Genomic DNA, 23,148 nt, shown 5'->3' on the forward strand with positions numbered 1-23,148 from the left:
ACCACGTCCCCCTAGGGTTTTGTGAAGATCGGCTCAACCTTGGAATAATTTCCAGGCTCGCCAATAAGCTTAAGAGACTTCAGCGTACTGAACCCGCTTCTGGTGGCCAGCTTCCCTGTCCATGTCTCGAGGATCGCCTCCTCTGGCGACATACCTCCGCCCGTGAGCGCATTAAATGTAGCCCTATTCTCTTCAATGAGATTGCCATTGATAGATGTGACTCGATCGCCAAAGTGATCAAGCGCCCTGTTGAACAAGTCGATGCCTCGCACAGGGCTCTCTTTTGTCCCAGCCAGCATCGTCATTGTCCCATTTTCATCAACCTCTGCCTCGAACAGGCTTCCCGATTCCTCATGCTCCCAGGAATAGGTGTTCGGTCCAAGTGTCTCGGTTCCGCAATTGTGGACCAGGACCGGCGTCGCCCCCGCCAGCACATAGTACGTGTGCGTGACATCAACGGTCAGATCGTGTGTGAGGTGCTGGTGGTGCCAGATCTTGACCGACGACACTACGACGGTGGCGCCGGAAGCGGACAGGAGGCGCATTCCGGGCTTGAGGTGGCCGGCGTCGATCCATGCCCTCTTGGTTGCGACCCAGAAGGGGTGGGTGACCGTCGCAACGATCTTCGATGACTTGCCGCCACTGCGGACGGTTACGGTGGCGAAGTCCTTGTCGTGCTTCGTGGTGATGAGCTTCTCGACTGTGCGGGACTGGCTCTTTCCGGTTTCCGGGTCGGTGGCCAGGACCTTGTCGCCAGCCTTGATGTCCTTGATCTTCTTGTCATGACCGTCGGCCATGAGGACCTTGGTCGCGGGCAGGAAGCTGTGGTTGCAGCCGCTTGCGCCGGTCTTGGGCGCGGCAGTGTCGGCACGTTCGCCACCCTTGGCCGCACCGGAACCGGCAGTTCCCTCCGCCGCGCTGTCGGCCGCCTTGGCGCCGGATTCGGTTGCCGCCTTGGACGCGGAGGCGGTTTGGGCACCTTCTTCTATCGCACCGGCGCCCGCGCTGGCGATACTCGCCGTACCAGCGACGACAGCGCCGCCCTCAGCCGCAACTCCGGTTGAGGCACCGACCACGGCAGCAGCGAGGCTGCCTGCCTCAGCACCTTCGGCGAAGCCCGTCGCACCTGCGACCAGGACAGCTGCGCAACCTCCTGCTGTGGCCACCACGCAGGCGACCGCGCCGACCACCACCGCCGTGGCGACCACGGCCGCGATCACCGGGTGCCGCTGGACGACGTGGTAGGCCTTCTTGGCGTAGCAGGAGAAAGACCAGCCGCAGCTGTGGTGCGAGCTGCCACCGCCGCCACCACTGCTGTGGTGGGTGCCGCCTCCGTCGCCGTCACTTGTGGTGGAGGGGGCTGTGCATCCGGTGGAAGGGCAGCCGCCGTCGCCACCGGGATCCATCACGTTCATGAGGCCCGTCGGGTCGCTGCCCGTGATCGGGTTGTCCGCCGCGTACGTGTACCCGTCGATCTGCTGGGCGTCGGTCAGCTCGAGGACCGGGTCGTCCGAGACGAAGCGGCCGATCGTCGGGTCGTAGTCCCTCGCCCCGAGGTGTGTCAGCCCCGTGGTGGCGTCTACGACACCACTGACGAATCCCTTGTCACCCAGCCAGGAACCCGAGCTCGGCTGGGTGCCGCGGGCGTTACCGAACGGGTCGAGCCGCCGCCGGGTCAGCGACTGTGTCGTCGCGTCCACCGCGATCTCGGCGGTGTCGTGGGCGTCCGTGACCTGCCACTGAAGGCCGCCCGTGCTCGTGCGCACGGCAATGGTCTGGCCGGCCCACGTGTAGTAGCGCGTGCCCGTGGCCGTCGCCGCGCCCTTGGCGACGTGCAGTTCGGTGTCGCCGAGGTAGAGGGTGGTGCCGGAGTCGTCGCGAGAGAGGAGCCGGCTGCCGTCTGCGTCGTAGAGATAGGAGGCCGACGTCCCATCCGCGTTGGTCACCTTGGTGAGGTGGCCCTCGCCGTCCCAGTCCAGCGTCTGGGTCTTGCCGTCCAGCGTACGGGTGTGGGTGTTGCCCGCGGCGTCGTAGGTGTAGCTGTTCTTGGTGGTGGTCGAGCCCTTGGTCGTCGTCGACGACGACAGGGTGTGCGGCTGGGTGCCGCCCGCTGGCGGGTACCCGTACGAGGTCGACGTGTCGGAACCGCCGGCCGTGGTCGCGTGGTCGACGTCGGTCTTGCGGTTGCCCAGGTCGTCGTAGGCGTAGCTGTGCCAGTACGGTGCCGGGCCGCCGAGGACCGCCGTGGACGCCGCGGCGGCACAGCCGTCGGTGGCCGTCCAGGCCTCGGTGAGCCGGTCGTGGCCGTCGTAGCGGTAGCACTGGACGTCGTCGAGGCCGTCGGCGTGCGTGGCGACCTTCGTCGGGTTGCCCGCGTCGTCGTAGGTGTACGTCGTGTCCTGGACGGGTGCGCTCTGCGCGTCGTCGGTGACCAGTTCCCGCTGGAGGCGGCGGGTGCCGTCCTCGTAGGTGTTGGTGATCTGGAGCCACTTGGCGGTGTCCGAGGAGGAAACCCCCAGCGTGAGCTGGCTGATGTCGCTGAGCTTGGTGTAGTTGGTGTTCTGGACGTAGCCGGTGGCGCCGTTCAGCGTAGTCGGCATGCTCAGGTCGTTGTAGCCGTACTCCAGCGACTCGGCGGGAAGTCCGCCGGCCGCCGGGTCGGAGGTGACCTGGATGGTTCCGTCGAGGTTGTAGCCGGTCGTCGACGTGTACGCGCCGGCCAGCGCCTCCTCGCCGGTGACGGAGGGGATGGTGACGCGGGTCAGGGTCGGCCGGTAAAGCGAGTCGTACGCACCGACCTGGGTGACGTACGCCGAGCCCGAACTGCCGCCGACGTACCGGATCGCCGACGTGGGCAGCCCCTTGGCCACCGAGTCGTAGGTCCACTTGGCCAGTTCGTGCGCCGCGTCCTTCACCTTGCCGTCGTACATGTCGGTCTTGCGACCGAGGATGTCGTAGCTGTAGCTGAGCGTCTTCTCGTCAGCTGTGCCGAGTGCCGTGGTGGTCGAGGCGACCTGGTCCAGGTCGTCGTACGTCGTCTGCGTCGTGCCCGTGTCGGGGTCCGTCGACGTCGTCTTGCGGCCCATCAGGTCGTAGCCGTACGACCAGGTGTTGCCGTCGTCGTCGACGACCTCCTTCAGCCGGCTCTTCGCGTCGTAGTGGTACTTGATGGACGTGTAGGTGCCGGTCGGGGTGCCGTTGTCGTACTGCCGGGTCTCTATGGTGCGGCCGAGGGTGTCGGTCAGGGTCGTCGTCGCGATGCCGCCCTTGGGCGGGGTCACGGTGGTGCGGTCACCGCCGTACGCCGTGGACGTCGTCCACCGCTTGGTGCCGAGGGCGTAGAAGTCCTTCGCGGTGGCGCGGCCCGCGCCGTCGAACGTGGTCAGGGTCTGGGACGGGACCGCGGAGGTGATGTTCTCCAGGGTCCCGGACGGGGAGGTGTTGTCGGTGTAGTCGGCGTCGGACTCGACTGCCAGACCGAGGCTGTCGTACTTGGTCTCCGCGATGACCCGGCCGCCGCCCGGCGCCGGGGTCTGGGTCTGGCGAGGTCGCAGCAGCGCGTCGTACAGGGCGTACGTCGTGTCGTACGTCGTGCCGTCGTTGTTGAGCTTGCCCGTGGAGACCGCGGAGGCCGCGGTGTTGGAGATCGCGTAGGTGTAGACGAGACTCGCGGACTGTCCCGAGGACTTGCTGCGGTTGGCCAGCCACAGGCTGGTCAGCCGGCCGAGGCCGTCATACGCGTAGTCCGTGCGCTTGCTGTTGGGGTCGACGACCGAGGTGGCAAGGCCACGCGCCGGGTCGAAGGTGGTGGTGGTCGAGTAGTTCTTGGCGTCTGTGGTGACCGTGCTGGTCAACGGGCCGCCGGTGGTGGGCGTGTACTTGGTGGTGCTGACCGTGTTCTGGTCCGCGTCCTTGACCGAGTCGACCCGGCCCTGCGTGTCGTAGTGGGAGGTGGACACCGTCTGGTAGACCGGGCTGCCGTTACTGTACGACGACAGGCGCTGTGTCGACGTCTCGTCGCCGAGCGTCGGGGCGGCGCCGTAGGACTGGCTGTCGTAGAGGGTACGAACGTCGGAGACCACGTCGTCGGGGCGGGTCGTCGCCGCGTCGCAGGCCACGTCGACCGTCTCGACCCGGGTGGGGAAGGCCATCAGCCAGTCGGTGGTGTTGTTCGCGATCGTCGTGCGGGTGCACTGCTCGTCGCCCTGGACGGCCGTGTCGCCCTGGTCGTCGACCGTCAGCGCCGCACCGGTCGTCGGGTCGTACGTCGTCGAGACCAGCGTGTTGCGGGGGTCGCCGGAGGCCAGGTCGGTACGGGTGTGCACGGCCGCCGGGCGGGTGAAGTAGCTGCTGCGGGTGCCGTCCGTTGCTGTCTGGTGGGTCCACTGGTCGGTGATCGTGCCTGACACCTCGGCGGAGCCGTTGTAGGTGATCGACTCGCGGACGTTTCCGGCGAGCGGATCGTCGTCGGTCACCGAGGTCTTGGTGGAGTCGGTGACCTTGGCGCTGCGTGTGGTGCCGTCGGACTGCTTGTCGCCGTCCATGCCGCGGAAGTAGGTGGCTACGGTCTTCGTCCGTGTGGACTGCGCATCGCCCGTGGTCGTGGTGACGCTGCCGTAGCCGCGCCACTGCGACCAGGTCTTACGCTTGGCCGGGGCGGTGACGTTGTCGCTGTCGTAGTGCCAGGCCGGGGAGCCGTTGTAGGTGTAGTCGGTCTCCTTCAGCGGGGCCCCGCCGGTCGGGTCGGACTCGGTGACCTGGGTGACGACGTACTTGTGGAACCAGTCGAGTTGGGGATCGGCCGTGAACGGCGGCTGCCAGTACGTCGGAAAGCAGCGCAAGTTGTCGGAATCCGGCGCGCTCGGCATGGTCTTACCCGCCACGCACTGCGGGTCGGAGTAGTTGACGGTCAGGACCGATCCGGTCTCCGACGTGATCGTCCGCACCCGCCACTTGACCAGCGCCGCGATGTCATCGTGGGTGGTGTCGACCCGGTTGAACAACTGGACGCCGGCGAAGGTGACCGGTGGCATGTCCTTGGTGGAGCCGTCCTTGCCGGTGCGGGTGATGGACTTCAGCCACAGGCCTGCGGAGGTGCCGTCGCCGGGGTCGGGGAAGGACTGGTCAAGAGCCCAGGTGTCGACGTCCCGGTAGGCCGGGGTGGTCAGGCTCGCGTCCCAGACGCTGGTGGTCACACCGGTCAGCCGCTTGCGGGAGAAGAACGTCGGTCCGGTCGCCGTGCACACCTTTCCGGAGGCACAGACCTGGTCGAACGGCACGTCCGGCCAGTGCGAGGCGGTGCTGGAGGTGAGCGAGGAACAGTTCTCGGTGCTGGTCACCAGGCAGCGTTCGGCGGTGGTGAAGGAGACTTTCTCCGGCGCCTTGCTGAACACCGTCGAGGACGTGATCCCGTAGTCGATCCGGCTCAGGTAGCCGCCGCGGTCGTACACCGTACCGTTGTCGGTCGTGGTGCCGTTCTTGGCGTAGTAGTTGCTCTCCTTGGTGTACCAGTACGACATCGCGTTGCCGTGCGGGTCCACGACGTAGTCCAGGTTCCAGCGCCAGGCCTGGGTCAGCGCCCGGCTCGAGAAACTGCTGCCCTGGTCGTAACCCGGTTCACCGGAGTCGTCCCCGAACACCGGGGCGGTCCAGGTGGAGTTGGTGACCGCATCCCCCGTGGCCCAGCCCGGCAGACGGTTCTTGCCGAAGACGTACTGGGTGCCGTCCGGGGTGGTGACGGTCCAGTACTCGCCGTCGTCGTCGCCGTTGGTCGCGCCCGTGGAGTGGGTGACACGCTCACCGTCGTCGGCCTTGGGATGCCACTCGCCGGTCGTCGAATCCTTGATGAGCGGGCTGGACTTGCCGCCGAGGACCAGGGTGGCGTTGTCGTTCGCCCAGCACTCGTCGTTCTTGCCGGACTGGCCGTCGTCGTCGCAGGAGTCGTAAGAGCGCTCGATGTATCCGGTGGTGAGGTCGAAGCCTTCGCCGATCCAGGACGGCTGATTGTTGGTGGACGGCAGCCGTCCGTCGACGCTCTGTGCGTCGTAGGTGATGGCCAGGTTGGGGGCCGGCCCGCCGTTGGACGGCGGCACGGCCAGCGGGTACGACCAGGTGAAGTCACCGCTGGAGCCGCCCGCGCTCCAGGAAGCGGACGGGTTGAGGGAGGTCGCCTGGAAGGAGCCGGCTCCGGACTTGGCGGCGGCGGTCGCGGCGAGGGCCGTCGCAGCGGAGGCACTGACGGCGGTGGTGGCCGTAAGGGTGTGGTGTGTGACGTCGTTCTGGGTAGCAATCGGGGTCGTGGCCTGGCACTTCTTCACGCTGGGGGTGGTGAGCGCGCAGGCGGGCAGACGCATCAAGGTCAGCCGGGAGGCGTAGTCGCCACCGTAGGCGTGGGCGAAGCCGGAGTAGTCCAGGGTCACCCGGGTCTTGCCCGTTCCCTGTCTCCCGTCGGCGCGGGCGAGAGACAGTACGGTGCCGTTGATGCCGAGGGCGGCTGCGGTGCGGTGTGCAGCCACCTTGACTGCCACCTTGGCCGGGGCTGTGCCGGTGGCCGGCGCGCTCACCTCGACCGGCACACCGCCCACCGAAGTGGCTTTGGCACGGGCCTTCTCGGCTGCCACGGGTACGGTGACGGCGGACGCGGTCGGCCAGTGTGCCGGCTGCGCGATCTGCCTGGCGGTACGGGTGGCGGCCGCCTTGGCGGGGTCCTTCCTCGTGGCCTTCTTGGCCTTGAAGGGCACGGCGGTGCCGTTCTTGACATCCGGTGCGTGCACCGTGTGGTGCCCGTGTGGCTGGGTTGCCCACACCGCCGGGGCGGTGCCCAGTCCCGTGGCCACCAGGGCGCTCGTGGTGACAGCGACGACCCACAGCCGTGTCCGCCGTAGCCCATCCATGACTGCTCTCCCGTTTCGTGTGAAAGTCCGCTGAGGTTCGGTCACGCCCGCCGTGTCGGCGGGATGGTGCTACAGCGGGATGGGCGCTTCGGTGTTGTACATCTGGTTGATGTCGGTGTCGGACATGACGCCGGTCCACACCCGTACGTCGTCCACGAGACTGTGCGCGTAGTCGCTGTACGCGCCGGTGCTGATCCGCCCGCGGCCGATGTTGAAGGTGCCGGTGGCTTGCCAGGGCGTGTCGAAGACAACGCCGTCCCCGGTGTTGTTTTCGGTGTCGGTGTCGCCCTGAGCCCCCTGCCGGACTCCGTTGACGTAGAGGAACAACTGGTGGTGGGCACCGTCGTAGACGCCGGTCAAGAGCGTCCAGGAACCCGGGTCGACGAGTTGGGCGGATGCGATGTCGGCGGGCACCTTGACGACCGAGGCGCTGGTGGTGTCGGCGCTGGTGCGGCCGAACACCCACATACCCTGAGTGGAGCCCGCCGCCTGGTCGTACCACAGGCCCCAGGAGTCGCGTACGCCGCCGGACTGAGTGGCGATCCTCATGTGATGGGCCACGCTCGTGTCGGACAGGGCACCCGTGTCGAGGTTGGCCCAGGCCGCCACAGAGAAGTCGCCCTGGGAGTCCACGATCGGGCCGGAGGCTGTGACGTTGGCCGTCGAAGTGCCGTTCAGGGAAAGCACGTTGCCTTTACCGCCGTCGGTGTCCGTGGTCCAGGTTCCGCCGGAGGCGATGGTGGCGGTGTGGCCGTATCCCGAGGAGTCCGAGGCCGCCGTGCCCGAGGTCTCCCCCATGCCCCAGTCCGCGGCGAGAGCCGGCTGCGCGTGGCCCGTGCTCGCGTTCGTCATCGCCTGGAGGTCGGCGATCTCCTCCTCGGACAGGATCCGGTTCCAGGCGGTCACCTCGTCCACCTGTCCCGGGAAGTAGTCGGTGAAGGTGCCTCCTGCCTGGCCGCGGGCGATCTGCAGCCCGCCGGTGGCCTGCCAGGGAGTGGTGAAAGCGACCGGATCGCCTTGTGGCACGCCGTTGACAAAGAGCTGGATGGTCTGCTCCTGCGCGTCGTACACACCCATCAGATGCGTCCAGACGCCGACTGCCGGGGTCATCGTCGAGATGGAGCGGACGATGGTCGGCGATGCAACGTCCGAGGTATACCGGTTGAAGATCCACGCCTGATAGGCGGTCGAGTAATACAGCGCAAACGCTGACCCGTTGACTCCCGACTGCGCGACGGCCACGGCATTGTGGGCGTTGCCGGTCAGCCGGACCCAGGCGGCCACCGTGAAACTCTTCGTCGTGTCCAGCGCAGAAGAGTCCGTCGTTGCGTATGCGGCCGTGCCGTCGCCCTGAAGGGCCTTGCCGAGCCGGGCCTTGTCGCTCCAGGTTGCTCCACTTTTCAGGGTTGCGTTCTTGCCGTTCACGGAGTCAGCCGCAGTGGAGCCGGTGCCCTCGTCCATCGACCACTGATCGACTGGGCCGGCGCCCGGCGCGACCTTGAAGGAGTAGGTGTAGCTGAGCGACCCGTTGCCCGCCGAGTCCCAGGTCTGGAGGGTCAGGGTGTTCAGCCCGCGTACGTCGGGCGCCAGGGGCAGCGTGTAACTGGTGGTGGCGCTCGTGAACGTCTTGGTCCGCACAGGGTTGTCGTTCAGCTGGTACGTGAACTTCACAACGTCCGACGCCCCGTTGGCCTTGAGCGTGAATGTCGCGGGCGCGCCCACACCGCCGTAGGCCGTGCAGTCGTCCGGGCTGTCCGGGCTTGCGCACTCCTGGTACGTCGTGGAGTCGACGTCCGGCTGTACGGGGGCCAAGGAGTCAACGCGAAACCAACAGCCGCTGTTCCAGCCCGAGTACATGTAGCCGGTGGTGCCGTCGAAGGAGTACTTGTACTGACTGCGGGCGCGGAACCAGTACGTCTGCCCGTTCGTCAGCGCCGGGCTCGTCCAGGTGCCGGTCGTCCCGGAGGTCGTGTAGGCCGACGGGCTGCCCGAGCCAGCCAGCGGGTCGGTGGCGTCGGCGTCGTACTTGTAGACCTCGAAGTTGGGCCGCAGCGTCGACTGCGAACCGTCCGCCGACTTCGGCGCCGCACCCAGCGTGGGCGTCGTGTCCCGGATTACGGCGGCCGTGGCGCGGGTCGCCGCACACGCCAGGTTCGGGTTGGACAGCTTCACCCCCGTCGGTGCGGACGGCTTGGACACGAACGTCACCGACAGGGTGGGCTTGTGGTCTGACGGGGAGGCGAACTGCTTCCAGGCGATGTCGTCGCCCTCGTCGGCGGCCCGTAGCCCGAGTGTGGTGGTCGAGGACGACTGCCCAGCGGTGTAGCTCACCGCGTCTGTGGCGTCGAAGTCGACATTCCCACCGGGGCAGGAGGACGAGTAGCCCTTGGCGGTACTGACGGAGTCCACCTGGGCGGACCAGGCCGGCTGCGCCGACCACTTGGTGCTGGAGGAAATGGTTCCCGTACGCCACAGCTGCACTGCCTTGTCGGTGCAGTTCGCCGACCACACCTCAAGCGCCGTGAAGGTCGCCGAGAGGATTTTCTTGCCGCCCAGGGTGTGCGTGTCGAACTGGTACAGCGAACGCGCCTTCTTGTTGTCCACCCACGCGTCGTAGCCGACACCCAGCGCGTGCGAGGTCTTCCAGAACGAGGTGTCCGGCGAGCTCGTCCACACCGTCGTCCACCCCGACAGCGACGCACTGGTCGTCTGGGGGTCGAGCACCACGGGGTAGGTGGTGTCCGGGTCGTCGAGGAAGGCCTGGTCCGGCTTGAACGTCAGCGCGTCGTCCGAGGCGGTCACGTCCATGGCGGTCGCGCGGGCGCCGGGGACGGGTCCGTCGAGGGCGCCGGCTTCGGCGATGGCCGTACGCAGGGCGGCTGTCGAAACCGCGTACGAGGTGCGCGACGCCGTCGTGGCCGCCGCCGAGGTCCCGGAGGTGGTGGCGGCCGTCGAGGAGTCGTACATCAGCGCGCTGCCTGTGGTGAACACTGGCTGTCCCTCGGCGTCGACGAAGGCCGCGCCCCCGGAGTGGGTGTCGTACGCGGAGACGCCGTCGACCGAGACGGGGAAGCGGACGCTCGCCAGATCCGGATCGGAGGCTGCCGCGCGGGACTTGACGACCAGGTTCTCGCTGAAGCCGTCCGCCGTCGCCTTGACCACCAGGTCTGTACCGGGCATGACATCTGGATACGTGGCCGTCGAACCGGAGAGCGTGGGCGGTGGCAACGTCCAGGGTGAGCCGACGCTGTAGGTCTTGCCGTCCTTCGTGATGCGTGCCAGGGGGTCGTGGGCGCCGCCCCCGGAGAAGGAGATGTCCACGGGGACGGCCTTCGGCACAAGCTCCCCGGAGGAGGTCGTCGCGAGATCGGTGTCGACGGGCACCCAGCCCGACGCCTGCCGCACGCGCACCGCCTCGGGGTCGAACTCGACGGTGAATGTGCCGTCCGGCTGCGCCATGACCAGTTGCGTGGGCGTCGTCTCGGCATCAACCGAAACGGGCGAACTCGACAGCGCCGCCTTCTGCGACGCGGCCGCCTCGGGCGACAGGTCACTGTCGACGGCCGACGGCGCGTCACCGGGCGTCGCCTGCGCGGCAACCGCCTGCACGCCGACGGTACCGACCAACTGAACGATGAGCACGGATGCCGCCAGCCAGACCCGGCGCCCTCGCGCCCGCTCGGCACGTCGTCCCATAACAGCACGGCAAAGCATCGGAGTTGACCTCATGTCCCCCACTCCGCAGTCACACGATTTCCACAGCCGCAAGATCAAAACCCAGCAGGTTTCACCTGTCAACCACATGCAGACCGAGCAGATTTCGCCGAATCCACGCACGACGCCCGAACCGCACGCCACCTTGAGGCAAGGAGGGGAAAACTCAACCAAAGAATCAGAGATCCACTGGCCATCGAATGGAAATCTCCGCCCATGAGGAGAGGGTCTACACTCAAGCCAAACCCCGGAAATGACAAATTGAAAGAGAATTAGAGGTAAAGTGACAGGCGTGTCGGCGGGCAGCTAACTAGAAATCGCGCCTGCCCACGCACCCTTGGCTCCGGTGCCCTAGTTGGCGACCCGGCAACACCTCACCTCAGCAGTGCAGTCGTCGCTACCGCCCCAGGCGGAGCGCCTCGGCTAGGAAGTTGTTGGGGCGAGTGCCCGGGTGACGCACTAGCTTGGTGAACACGACGTCCCCGCCCACCTCGAACCGCAGGAAGTTACGGCGGCGTGGACGGATCAGGTGCGGGCGGGTGCCGTCCAGGACCGGGCGCTCCTTGGGGTGATCACAGATGATGACGCCCTGGAGGCCGCGCGGCCCCTCCTGGATGTCGGTGCTGATGAACTCGCCCATGCTGCCCGGAGCCTCCGGCGCGGCGATCCGTGCCACCCGCTCCTCGGGCTGCTTCAGCTTGCGCCGGGCGATCCCGCCACGGGCCCGCAGCAGCCGTGCCAGGGCACCCTGGTCCAGGCGTACCTCCACGGTCACGGCGTGCTATCCGAGGGGCACAGGCAGCCCTGCAGGGCCACCGTGACGCGCTGCTCCAGGCCTACGCAACCGCCCTGCGGGCCCACGGTGCGCTGCTCGCCGACGAACACCACCCGGCCGCGCCGCTGGTCGCCCGTCGTCGGCAGGCAGCGCTCGAGGGCGTTGCGCACGACCACCATGTCGATGTGCAGGATGCGGGCCGCCTCCTCCAGTGCATCGCAGGACGGCGGACAGGCGCCTTCACCGAAGGACGGGGCGCAGCGCAGCACGGTGACCACGAGTTCCATGCGCCGTCTCCAGCAGGTGCCCGTACCGGTCGGACGTCGTCTTGATGGACTCATGTCCCAGCCGCCGCTGGACGTAGGTAAGGCTGTGACCATCGGACAGCAGGGCCGCAACATGCGAGTGGCGTAGGTCGTGGACGGTCGGGTGCTTCCACTCCGGCAGTACCCCGCGCTTCTTCGCCTCCTTGATCGCCGCCAGCCACCGGTCATAGAACGTGCTGTAGGCGCGCCGTCCACCGTCGCCGTTGGTGAAGACAAGGTCGCTCGAACTCAGGTCGCCGAGACCGAAGTCGAGAATCTCCCGCCACAGCCCCGCTGTGATCTCAACTGTCCGGCGCCCAACCCGCGTCTTGGGCGGCCCGAGCCACCACACATCCGGTGGCCCTGTGTCCCGCTTCCAGGCTCGGGTGACACGCACCTCGTACCGGCCCGTCTTTGGCGAGCGCACGTGCTTGGCCGCCAGGGCGGTGACTTCCCCCCACCTCAGCCCAGTGCCGTACAGGGTGCGGACGAGCATTCGGTCACTGGCCCGGGGGAAGCAGTCCACCAGGCCCGCGACCTCCTCAGGGGTCATGAACTCCATCTCGTCCGTTGACTCGTCGTCCCCCACCCCCCGCTCGTCGTCCTTGGGCAGCCTGGTGAGGTCGCACGGGTTGCGGTCCCTGAGTGGGGGTTCCGCGATGACCGCCTCTTTCAGGACCGACGCGAGCAGTCCGTGCAGGCCGCGCAGCGTCTCCGACGACATGTTCTTGATCTCGGCACCGCGCTTGACCTTGGTGGTACGCATCCTGTTGACCCACGCACCGATGGTCGCCTTGCTGAAGTGTTCGGTACTGCGGACGTCGCAGTTGCCGAACGTCGGGAAGATGTAGACCTCCATCGCCCGGTAGCGCACGCGCTTGTACCGCTTGCTGGCGGTGCGGTTCTCGATGCTCTGCCGGGCGTAGTTGTCGAACCGGTACCGCAGTGCGTCCGTGTTCTCGGCCTGGGCGTCGATGTACCCCTCGCCCTTGACCCATCCGGCCGGCCACTGCTGCCCGGCCTCGTCCACAGCCCGGGCGAAGAGTTCGGCCGCCTCGCTGCCTGCCTCGTCCCCGTCGAATCTCTCGTGCTGCCACTCGCCGGTGCGCTTGCCGCCGGCCCTCCACTTGACCTGGTAGGTGACGATCTCGCCGGCCTTGTTCTTACGCGGTACGACGCTTGCCATGGCCGGGGAGATTAGCGGTGGTGTTCCCACCGTGTTCCCGTGTGCCTGTGGATATCAGCCAAGAATCGACCATCAGACCAGGTCACCACCTATGCAGCACACGACGGCCGGAGCCCCCGCACAGCGGGCTCCGGCCGTGGTGAGCTGTTCCTGGCAGGTCAGAGGGCGAGGCCGGTGAGGACCAGGACCCGCTCGTAGGTGTAGTCGTCCATCGCGAACTTGACGCCCTCGCGGCCCACGCCGGACTGCTTGGCGCCGCCGTACGGCATCTGGTCGGCGCGGTAGGAGGGGACGTCACCGATGACGACACCGCCGACCTCAAGGGCGCGGTGGGCGCGGAAGGCGGCCTGCAGGTCGTGGGTGAAGACGCCCGCCTGGAGGCCGTACTTGGAGTCGTTGGCGGCGGCCAGGGCCTCGGCCTCGCCGTACACCTTCTGCACGGTGAGGACGGGTCCGAAGACCTCCTCGCAGGAGATCGTGGTGTCGGCCGGGACCTCGGTGAGGACGGTCGGTGCGAAGCTGGCGCCGTCGCGGTCACCGCCGGTGACCAGGGTGGCGCCGGCCTCCACGGCCTCCTTCACCCATGCCTCGACGCGCTCCGCGGCGGCCTCGCTGACCAGCGGGCCGACGTCGGTCTTGGCGTCGGCGGGGTCACCGGTGACCTGGGCCTCCACGGCGGCGACGATGCGCGGGAGCAGCCGGTCGTACACGGACACGTCGGCGATGACCCGCTGCACGGAGATGCAGGACTGGCCGCCCTGGTAGTTGGAGAAGGTGGCGATGCGGGTGGCGGCCCAGTCGAGGTCGGCGTCGCTCGCGTAGTCGCCGAGGACGACGGCCGCGCCGTTGCCGCCCAGCTCCAGGGTGCAGTGCTTGCGGGGCACCGAGTCCATGATCGAGTAGCCGACCTTCTCGGAACCGGTGAACGAGATGACCGGGAGGCGCTCGTCCTGGACGAGGGCGGCCATCTTGTCGTTGGCGACCGGGAGGATCGACCAGGAGCCGGCCGGGAGGCCCTCGGTCTCGGCGAGCAGGTCGCCGATGATCAGGCCGGACAGCGGGGTGGCGGGCGCCGGCTTGAGGATGATCGGCGCGCCGGCGGCGATGGCCGGGGCGATCTTGTGGGCGCAGAGGTTGAGCGGGAAGTTGAAGGGTGCGATGCCGAGGACGACGCCCTTGGGGAAGCGGCGGGTCAGCGCGAGCCGGCCCTGGCCGCCGGGGTCGGTGTCGAGCCGCTGGGCCTCGCCGCCGTTGAAGCGGCGGGCCTCCTCGGCGGCGAACCGGAACACGGAGACGGCACGGCCGACCTCGCCGCGCGCCCACTTGATCGGCTTGCCGTTCTCGGCGGAGATCAGCTGGGCTATCTCCTCGGTGCGCTCGGCGAGGCGCCGGCTGACGTGGTCGAGAGCGGCGGCGCGTATGTGGGCCGGGGTGGCGGCGAACTCGTCCCGTACGGCGTACGCGGCGGCGACGGCCTCCTCGACCTGCGCGTCGGTCGGCAGGCTGACCTTGCCGACGAGGCGCCCGTCCCAGGGGCTGGTGACGTCGAAGGTGTCCTCGCCGGTGACCTGACGGCCGGCGAGCCAGAAGGCGTGGGTGGCGGTCATGAGAGTCCCGGCCCTTCCGCGTGAGGGGATTTCTTGGCTTCCAAGGTCCACCGTAGGCGCGGGAGGGAGAAGCGGCGCTTGTCCGGGGTGTAGTGGTGGCGAGCGGGGGTGCGCCTCTTTGGCAGGGGTGCACCAGCCTTCTCCCCTGAGTGCTATCGGCCCTCTCCCCTGAGTGCTCCGGAGTCCTCCCGGTTCTCCGGCGGCGGTCAGTCCGCCGAGGTCGCCTTCAGGGCCAGCCACAGCTCCATCCTGGCGTCCGGGTCGTCCAGGGAACGGCCCAGGATCTCCTCGACCCTGCGCATCCGGTACCTCAGCGTATGCCGGTGGACGCCCAGGTCGGCGGCGGCCGCGTCCCACTGGCCGTGCCGGGACAGCCAGGCCCGCAGCGAGTCGACCAGGTCGCCGCGGCCCGTGGCGTCATGCTCGTACAGCGCCCGCAGCAGGCCGTCCGCGAACGCCTTCACCGCGTCGTCGGCCAGCAGCGGGAGCACCGAACCGGCGGCCAGCTGCTCGTGCTCGACCAGCACCCGGCCGCGCCGGCGGGCCACCGACAGTGCCTGTTCGGCCTGTTTGTAGGCGGCCGCCGCGCCGATCGGGCCGGACGGGGCGGACATGCCCACGACCAGGTCGTCCTCCTCGGCGGCGTCCTGCTCCGCCCGCGCGGCCTCGCGCGCCGCCGCGTGCTCGACGCACGCGCCCACCGCCGCGCCCCCGTCCGCGGCCAGCACCACCAGGCGCTCCCCCTCCGGCACCACCAGCACCGCCTCCCCCGCACGCGCCGCGGCCGACTCGACCGCCTCCGCGAGACCGGCGAGCGGCTCGGCGCCCGCATCGGCGACGATCATCCGGAAGGGTGCGTCGAGAAGTCCGCCGTACAGGTCCCCGGCGACCCCCCGGGCGTGGTCCGGCTGCCCGGCGAGCAGCATGCGCAGCACCGCCGAGCCCACCCGCTGCTCGGCCGCGTGCAGCGACCGCGAGCGTTCCGTCGTCAGCGTGAGCAGGGCGATGGCCGAGTGGACGGCGTACCGCTCGGCGGTGCCGAGGGCGGCCGCGGTGCCGACCGCCAGGGCCGCCCGGGACCTGCGGCCGGTGCCCAGCGAGTGCAGCTCCACCCGGTCCTCGTTGTCCGGGCCGCCCACCACCGAGGAGGCCGGCGCCGGGCGCTCCCGCAGCCGTTCCACCTCGGCCGTCAGCCGGGCCGCCCGGCGCCCCGCCCACTCCGGTGCCGTGGCGACGACCGCGCCCGAGGCGTCGTACAGCGCCGCCCACCCGTTGACCTGCGCGGCGAGTGCGGCGAGCAGGCCCTCCGGCCCGGCGTTCAAAGCCTGCCTGGTCAGTTCGCGCTGGGCGGCGAAGCCCGCCGTCACCGCCCGGTACTGGTCGGCCGCGATCGCCGCGGAGACGGCCTTGCTGATGGCGAGGAAGGGGGTGCGGCGCGGGACCTCGAGGAGTGGCAGGTCCTCCTGCTCGGCCGCGTCGACCAGGGCCTTGGGGATCTCGTCGTAATTGACCCCGACGGCGAAGCCGAGACCCACCACACCCGCTTCCACCAGCCGTTTCACATACCGGCGCATCGCCTGCGGATCATCCGCGTCCAGCTTCAGGGCGGTGATCAGGAGCAGTTCCCCGCCCTCCATGTACGGCACCGGGTCGGCGAGTTCGCTGACATGGGCCCAGCGCACGGGCACGTCGAGGCGGTCCTCGCCCGCGCGCACGGTCAGTTTGAGCGCGGAATGGTGGACGAGCGAGGCGAGCGTCGGTGGCATCGGGCCGTCAGATCTTCTCTTGGGTCGGGAACACGTGAAGACGTGCACAGGGGGCAGTGGGCCTTTGGCCGTCTCGTATGAACGACCTCTGTCGATTCTGCCTCACTGTACGGTCGCGTGTACCTCCCTGTTCAAGCCCGGCCGGCGCCGCCTCTGAGGTCCACCAGCAGCGGCGGCGCGTGCTCGCCCTTGACGGTCGTCAGGGAGAGGACCGCGTGGCCCGCCGGCACACCGTGGGCCAGCTCGGAGGCCGACCAGCGCTCGCGCTCCACCTGGCGGACGGTGACCGCGCGGGCCGTGGGCGCCTTGCCGGTGATGACCTGCCGTACGACGTGCAGCGCCTTGCCCGCCGGGGTCTCGGCGATGATCTGGCGGTCAGTGACGTCCCGCGCCTCGGTCCACTCCTTGCCCCAGACCTCCGCGAAGTCCTGGCCGTCCCAGGGGGTCAGTCCGGCGAAGGCCATACGGCAGCCGGTGGCACCCAGCAGCGGGCCGCGCAGGGGACGGGGTACGTCGTCCAGGGTGCGCAGGGTCAGGGCCACGCCCGCGTTGGCCGACCGCAGACGCTGGACGGCGCGTACCGCCTCCGGCGTCACCACGCCGGTCGCGTCGTCCAGGAGCAGGCAGGCGAAGAGCGAACGGTCGTCCCGCACCGTCACGCTCGCCGTGAACTGGGCGAGCACCAGGCGGGCCAGGATGCGGGAGGCGTCCGCGTGGCCGCGCTCCGGCAGGTCGATACGGACCCGGACCGGGTGGTCGAGGGCCTTGAGGGAGAAGGGGCGGCACTGGCCGGAGGTGTCGAAGAACCCGGCGAAGGCCGGGCGGTCGAGCAGGGCGAGGCGGTCGGCCAGGACCGAGCCCACGTCTCCGGGATGGCCCATCTGCCGTTCCCGGGCGTCGAGTTCGCGCAGCAGCGACGCGTGTCCGGTGGCTGTCAGCGCCTCGCGGAGCGCGGCCATCGGGCCGGGGGCGCCGTCCAGGAGCTGGCGGAGTTCGGGTACGGAGGGGAAGCGGCCGTGGACCGCCTTGAACGGGCCGAGCAGCTGGGCGAGGACGGTGGTGGAGCGGCGGCTGTCGCTGCCGGGGTGCGGGTCGGCGAGGTCGCCGACGAGGGCCTCGGCGATTATGGCGGCGGCCTCGTCGGGGTCGGTGGTGCCGCCGTACAGGTCGAGGTCGTAGACCGACTCGGGGTGCGCGATGCGGACGACGACGTCGTAGGAGTCGGCGGGTCCGAGTCCGGCGCCGGCCGCGCCGACGACGACCACGGAGGCGCGGCCGGCGAGTGCGTGCAGGCAGAGCGACTCGGCGAGCGGGCGGACGAGCGCGCCGGTCTTGCCGGAGCCGGCCGGGCCGACGGCGAGCAGGGAGGTGCCGAGCAGCTCGGGGCCGAGGGCGAGACCGGCCCCGCGGTAGCGGTAGGCGTTGCGGGGGTCGTCGGCGGTCGTGCCGAGCCGCACCTGGCCGGTGACCAGGTCGTGGCGGGCGTGCCGGGTGGGCAGGTCGCGTTCCCCCGAGGGGTGCGGGCAGGCGGCGGCGCCGTCCTTGACCACGGCGGCGGAGAAGGACGCCATGCTGTGCCGGCCGCTGCGCACGCCCTGCCAGGCGCGGGCGATCCGGGCCTGGTCCACGTCCCCCATCAGGCCGGCCCGCGCCTCGGCGGACAGCCGGTCGGCGGCATCGTGCGCCCCGGCGGCCCGGAGGTGGGGCCACTGGGCGGGGTCCTGCTCGGGGGCGGGGGGCCGTTCGTCGGCGGAGGTGGGGGCGGCCTGGGTCCAGGCTCGCGGGCCGTAGCGGCGCCAGACCTCGCCCCAGCGGCCGAGGCGGCCGACGACGAGCATGATCGCCAGGGCGATGAGCGTGTAGTAGCCGTACCAGAGGACGGCGTTGCCGACGCGGTCGTCGCTGTGCCGCCAGGAGTCCGGGGTGAACAGCTCCAGAGGTACCACCCACCAGCCACCCAGATAGCCGTTCCACAGCAGCGACCAGAGCAGCCAGCCGACCAGGAACGCGATCAGCGCGCCGCTCAGCAGTTGCCGGGCCGGGATCCGCTCGGGTTCCTCCGCGGGCCTGGGTGTGTACCGGAACCGCCACACCCCGGGCGCGGCCTCCGGCCGCGGCGCCCGCAGCCAGCTCACGAAGGCCGAGCCGTCGGGCCTCGGAGGCGCCCCGGGCGGCAGGCTCGGCGTCCCCGGCGGCAGGCTCGGGCGCGGCGGCACGGCAGCGGCCTCGGCCGGTGTCCTGCCCGCGTCCTGCGGCCCCGCCGGACGCGGCACAGGATGCGCGTGCGTGCCCCGCGTGTCCCGGGTCCCGTCGCTGTCCATCGCCCTTTCCCCCTGACCAGCCGTTCCGTCCACCGTCAGCGAGTCAATCTAACGCCCTCCGAAGGGGAGTTCACCGCTTACACGGCCGAGGAACCGCCAGCCGGATTCCGGCGTCGCCCGGCGCCCTATGTCCACCACGGACAACGCCGCCTTCCGACAACACCCACATGGAGCATGCCCACCTCCCATACCCGGCCCTAGCCTGCGAAGAAAGAAGGAGAGCGTCCGGATACGCACCGCCGGAGCCGCCCCGGGGCCGCCGGACACGCACAGCGCCCCGGAACGCACGATTGATCAGGGAGCCCCCATGACCGCACTTCCGCAGGAGCGCCGCGTCGTCACCGCCATCCCCGGCCCCAAGTCGCAGGAGCTGCAGGCCCGCCGTACCGCCGCGGTCGCGCAGGGCGTCGGTTCCGTGCTGCCGGTGTTCACCGCCCGCGCCGGCGGCGGCATCATCGAGGACGTCGACGGCAACCGTCTGATCGACTTCGGTTCCGGTATCGCGGTCACCAGCGTGGGCGCCTCCGCCGAGGCCGTCGTCCGCCGGGCCGCCGCCCAGCTGGCCGACTTCACCCACACCTGTTTCATGGTCACCCCGTACGAGGGCTATGTGGCGGTCGCCGAGGCGCTGGCCGAGCTCACCCCGGGTGACCACGCCAAGAAGTCCGCGCTGTTCAACTCCGGCGCCGAGGCCGTCGAGAACGCCGTGAAGATCGCCCGCGCCTACACCAAGCGGCAGGCCGTCGTGGTGTTCGACCACGGCTACCACGGGCGGACCAACCTCACCATGGCGCTGACCGCGAAGAACATGCCGTACAAGCACGGCTTCGGGCCGTTCGCGCCCGAGGTCTACCGGGTGCCCGTGGCGTACGGCTACCGCTGGCTCACCGGCCCCCAGAACGCCGGTGCCGAGGCCTCCGCCCAGGCCATCGACATGATCAACAAGCAGATCGGCGCGGACAACGTGGCCGCGATCATCATCGAGCCGGTGCTCGGCGAGGGCGGCTTCATCGAGCCCGCCAGGGGCTTCCTGCCGGCGATCAGCCAGTTCGCCAAGGACAACGGGATCGTGTTCGTCGCCGACGAGATCCAGTCCGGGTTCTGCCGTACGGGTCAGTGGTTCGCGTGCGAGGACGAGGGGATCGTCCCGGACCTGATCACCACCGCCAAGGGCATCGCCGGTGGTCTGCCGCTGGCCGCCGTCACGGGCCGCGCCGAGATCATGGACGCGGCGCACTCCGGCGGCCTCGGCGGCACCTACGGCGGCAACCCGGTCGCCTGTGCCGGCGCGCTCGGTGCCATCGAGACCATGAAGGAGCTCGACCTCAACGCCAAGGCGAAGGCCATCGAGGCGATCATGAAGCCGCGGCTGTCCGCCATGGCCGAGAAGTTCGACGTCATCGGCGACGTGCGGGGCCGCGGCGCGATGATCGCCATCGAGCTGGTCAAGGACCGTACGACCAAGGAGCCGAACCCGGAGGCGACCGCCGCCCTCGCCAAGGCCTGCCACCAGGAGGGCCTGCTGGTCCTGACCTGTGGCACCTACGGCAACGTGCTGCGCTTCCTGCCGCCGCTGGTCATCGGCGAGGACCTGCTCAACGAGGGCCTCGACATCATCGAGCAGGCCTTCGCCCGGATCTGAGCCACAGGCTTCACGCAGCCGGCTCACAGGGTGTCGAACCCATGTGTCACCCCCGCCCCTCCCCTCTCACCTGGCGTGATGCGGGGGGCTGGGGCGGCCACCGGCAGGCCGTGTGAAGAAGGTGTGCGAGGTGGATGACGGGACGCGATTCCGCCTGTCGCCGCACCGCACTCTGCCGTAGGTTCTCACCAGATGAGAGATACACCCCGCCCACAGGGGACTGTGGGCGACTTCAGGCCGGGGCCTCCCCAGCTTCGACCTGGTCGTGCCCTCGCGCACACAACCGGGGCCTCCGGCTCCGGATCTCCTCACCGATCGGACGGTCGCTCGCCCCAAACCCCCCGGGGCGCGCGGCGTTCCGATCCGGACGGCCGCCCCGGAACCACCCCCCCTGTTCCGGGGCGGCCGACCTCCTTCCTTCGCTTTCCCCTCGCGGGACTCCTGGGGCTTCTGGGCCTTCCGGCCCTTCTCTTCGCGCTGATCACCTGGCAGGTCGTGGCCCATGGCCCCCTGCTCCGCCTGGACAGCCGTCTGAGCAGCGCACTCGTCCACCCGGACCGGTTCTCCGAACTGCTCTCCGATCTCGGGAACGCGCAGGTCGCGGTTCCGGTCCTGGTGATCGTCATCGGCTACGTGGTCCGGCGCGGCCGTTCCACTGGTACAGACCGCTGGTGGCTGCCGCCCGCGGCGGCCGCCGTCCTGATGGCCCTGGTCCCGGCGATCATCGTGCCGGTCAAGGAGTGGACCGCCCGTCCGGGGACCCCGGTGGTGCCCCCGGCGGTCGGCTACTTCCCCTCCGGCCACACGGCTACGGCGGCGATCGCGTACGGCTCCGCGACCCTGCTCCTCCTCCCCTGGCTCCGTAACCGCGCCGCCCGCCGCACCGTCGTCACCGGCTGCGCGGCCCTCGTCCTCGCCGTCTCCTACGGCCTGGTCCGGCGCGGCTACCACTGGCCGCTGGACGTGGCGGCCAGCTGGTGCCTGTGCACGGTCCTGCTGACCGCGCTGTGGCTGCTGCTCAGCCGAAGTACGCGTCGAAGTTCTTCTGGAACTCCCAGTTCGAGAACCGGTCCCAGTTGACCGACCAGGTCATCAGGCCGCGCATGGCCGGCCAGGTGCCGTGGGTCGCGTACGAGCCGCAGTTCGTCTTCTTCGTCAGGCAGTCCAGGGTCTTGGTGACCTCGGCCGGGGCGACATAGCCGTTGCCCGCGTTGGTCGAGGCCGGCATGCCGATCGCGATCTGGTCCGGGCGCAGCGGCGGGAAGACGTTGCCCGCGTCACCCGCCACCGGGAAGCCGGTGAGCAGCATGTCGGTCATGGCGATGTGGAAGTCGGCGCCGCCCATGGAGTGGTACTGGTTGTCGAGGCCCATGATCGGGCCCGAGTTGTAGTCCTGGACGTGCAGCAGGGTCAGGTCGTCTCGCAGGGCGTAGATGACGGGGAGGTAGGCCCCGCAGCGCGGATCCTGGCCGCCGAACTTGCCGGTGCCGTAGAACTGGTAGCCCATCTGCACGAAGAAGGTCTCGGGCGCCATGGACAGCACGAACTTCGCCCCGTACCTGGCCTTCAGCGTCTTCAGCGCGGAGATGAGATTGACGATGACCGGGGTCGTCGGGTTCTTGAAGTCGGTGTCGTTCGCGTTCAGGGACAGCGAGTGGCCCTCGAAGTCGATGTCGAGGCCGTCCAGGCCGTAGGTGTCGATGATGTTCGAGACGGAGGAGACGAAGGTGTCCCGGGCGGCGGTCGTGGTCAGCTGGACCTGGCCGTTGGCGCCGCCGATCGATATCAGCACCTTCTTGCCGGCCGCCTGCTTGGCCTTGATCGCCGCCTTGAAGTCGGCGTCGCTCTCGACGTTCGGGCACTCGGTGACCGGGCAGCGGTTGAAGCGGATGTCCCCGGAGGTGGCCGAGGTCGGTTCACCGAAGGCCAGGTCGATGACGTCCCAGCTGTCGGGGACGTCGGCGATCCGGGTGTAGCCGGAGCCGTTGGCGAAGGAGGCGTGCAGGTAGCCGACCAGGGCGTGGGTGGGCAGGTCGGTGGAGCCGCCGGAGGAGCCGGCGGTGGTGGTGGCGGTCACCGCGGCCGACTTCGCGGACTCGCCGGCGTCGTTCACGGCGGTGACCTGGAAGCTGTAGGCGGTGGAGGGCGCGAGGCCGGTGGCCGTGGCCGAGGTCCCGGTCGCCGTCTGGACCTTCGCCCCGTCCCGGTAGATCGCGTAGCCCGTGGCGCCGGTGACCGCCGTCCAGGACAGGCCCACGCTGGAGGAGGTGACCGTGCCGGCCTTCAGTCCGGTCGGCGCGGCGGGCGGCTGGCCCGTGGTGCCGCCGGGACCGACGAGGGAGATGTCGTCGGCGTAGTAGGCGCCGGTGCCGTACCAGCCGTGGGTGTAGACGGTGACCTTGGTCGTCGCGGCGCCGGTGGTGAAGGTGGTCGTGAGTTTCTGCCAGTCGGGGGCGGACTGGGTCCAGGTGGAGACGTCGGTGGTGCCGGTGCCGCTCGCACCGAGGTAGACGTAGGAGCCGCGGACGTAACCGGACAGCGTGTACTGCGAGCTCGGCTTGACGGTCACGGTCTGCGCGCACTGCGCGTTGTCGCTGCCGGCCGGGGTCGCCTGGAGCGCGGAACTTCCGCTGTGCACGGGTGAGCCGACCGTCGTACCGCTGCCCGCCGTGCAGGTCCAGCCGGAGAGGCCGGACTCGAACCCACCGTTGACGGCGAGGTCCGCGTCGGCCGCACGGGCGGCCGACGAGAGCGCGGTGATACCGGACACGGCCAGCAGCCCGGCCGTGAGCATGGTGAGAACAGGTCTCGCGCGAACCACAACAGCCTCCGAGCTTGGGGGAATTGGAGGGGTCGAGCCGCGCTCAATTTGGTCCAGACCAATCTACTTGTCAAGCCCTACGACACAGCGCCCCGCAGGGGCGCGGGGAACTGCGCGA

The 23,148-nt window shown here is 69.5% G+C and carries 11 protein-coding genes; 2 read left to right on the forward strand and 9 right to left on the reverse strand.

Annotation, left to right across the window (positions count from 1 at the left end; translation table 11 throughout):
* Positions 1-11: 11 nt before the first annotated feature.
* From ACWDGI_RS36950 to ACWDGI_RS36985, 8 genes are all read right to left on the reverse strand, one after another.
* Positions 12-6,893 carry a polymorphic toxin-type HINT domain-containing protein gene (locus ACWDGI_RS36950; RefSeq protein ID WP_450766763.1) on the reverse strand — a complete coding sequence of 2,294 codons (6,882 nt, stop codon included), beginning with the start codon at positions 6,891-6,893 and terminating at the stop codon, positions 12-14.
* A 69-nt stretch (positions 6,894-6,962) separates the two neighbouring features.
* Complete coding sequence (locus ACWDGI_RS36955) at positions 6,963-10,589, reverse strand: LamG-like jellyroll fold domain-containing protein (RefSeq protein WP_450766765.1); 3,627 nt, start codon at positions 10,587-10,589, stop codon at positions 6,963-6,965.
* Positions 10,590-11,004: 415 nt separating this feature from the next.
* Positions 11,005-11,382 (reverse strand): hypothetical protein, encoded by a 378-nt coding sequence (locus ACWDGI_RS36960; protein ID WP_450766767.1) that lies wholly within the window; start codon positions 11,380-11,382, stop codon positions 11,005-11,007.
* The gene (locus ACWDGI_RS36965) at positions 11,379-11,669 is read right to left on the reverse strand and encodes a hypothetical protein (RefSeq protein WP_450766769.1); all 291 of its coding nucleotides are present in this window, start codon (positions 11,667-11,669) and stop codon (positions 11,379-11,381) included. The genes ACWDGI_RS36960 and ACWDGI_RS36965 overlap by 4 nt, the downstream gene beginning before the upstream one ends.
* The gene (locus tag ACWDGI_RS36970) at positions 11,623-12,873 is read right to left on the reverse strand and encodes a tyrosine-type recombinase/integrase (protein WP_450766771.1); all 1,251 of its coding nucleotides are present in this window, start codon (positions 12,871-12,873) and stop codon (positions 11,623-11,625) included. Before ACWDGI_RS36970 ends, ACWDGI_RS36965 begins: the two co-directional genes overlap by 47 nt.
* Before the next feature lie 158 nt (positions 12,874-13,031).
* Positions 13,032-14,480: an aldehyde dehydrogenase family protein gene (locus ACWDGI_RS36975; RefSeq protein ID WP_450766773.1), complete on the reverse strand. Its 1,449-nt coding sequence runs from the start codon at positions 14,478-14,480 to the stop codon at positions 13,032-13,034.
* Between the two features lie 206 nt (positions 14,481-14,686).
* Positions 14,687-16,246: a PucR family transcriptional regulator gene (locus ACWDGI_RS36980; RefSeq protein ID WP_450766775.1), complete on the reverse strand. Its 1,560-nt coding sequence runs from the start codon at positions 16,244-16,246 to the stop codon at positions 14,687-14,689.
* Positions 16,247-16,377: 131 nt separating this feature from the next.
* Positions 16,378-18,567, reverse strand: coding sequence for an ATP-binding protein (locus ACWDGI_RS36985; protein ID WP_450766777.1), 2,190 nt, complete (start codon positions 18,565-18,567; stop codon positions 16,378-16,380).
* Positions 18,568-18,874: 307 nt separating this feature from the next.
* Between ACWDGI_RS36985 and gabT the strand changes: the two genes are divergently transcribed.
* Together gabT and ACWDGI_RS36995 are read left to right on the forward strand one after the other, a co-directional pair.
* Positions 18,875-20,209, forward strand: coding sequence for a 4-aminobutyrate--2-oxoglutarate transaminase (gabT, locus tag ACWDGI_RS36990; protein WP_450766779.1), 1,335 nt, complete (start codon positions 18,875-18,877; stop codon positions 20,207-20,209).
* Between the two features lie 192 nt (positions 20,210-20,401).
* Positions 20,402-21,289 (forward strand): phosphatase PAP2 family protein, encoded by an 888-nt coding sequence (locus tag ACWDGI_RS36995; protein WP_450766781.1) that lies wholly within the window; start codon positions 20,402-20,404, stop codon positions 21,287-21,289.
* Here the strand turns inward: ACWDGI_RS36995 and ACWDGI_RS37000 are convergent.
* Complete coding sequence (locus tag ACWDGI_RS37000) at positions 21,228-23,003, reverse strand: chitinase (RefSeq protein WP_450766783.1); 1,776 nt, start codon at positions 23,001-23,003, stop codon at positions 21,228-21,230. The genes ACWDGI_RS36995 and ACWDGI_RS37000 overlap by 62 nt on opposite strands.
* Positions 23,004-23,148: the final 145 nt, after the last annotated feature.

It is taken from the genome of Streptomyces sp. NPDC001220 (assembly GCF_053597895.1).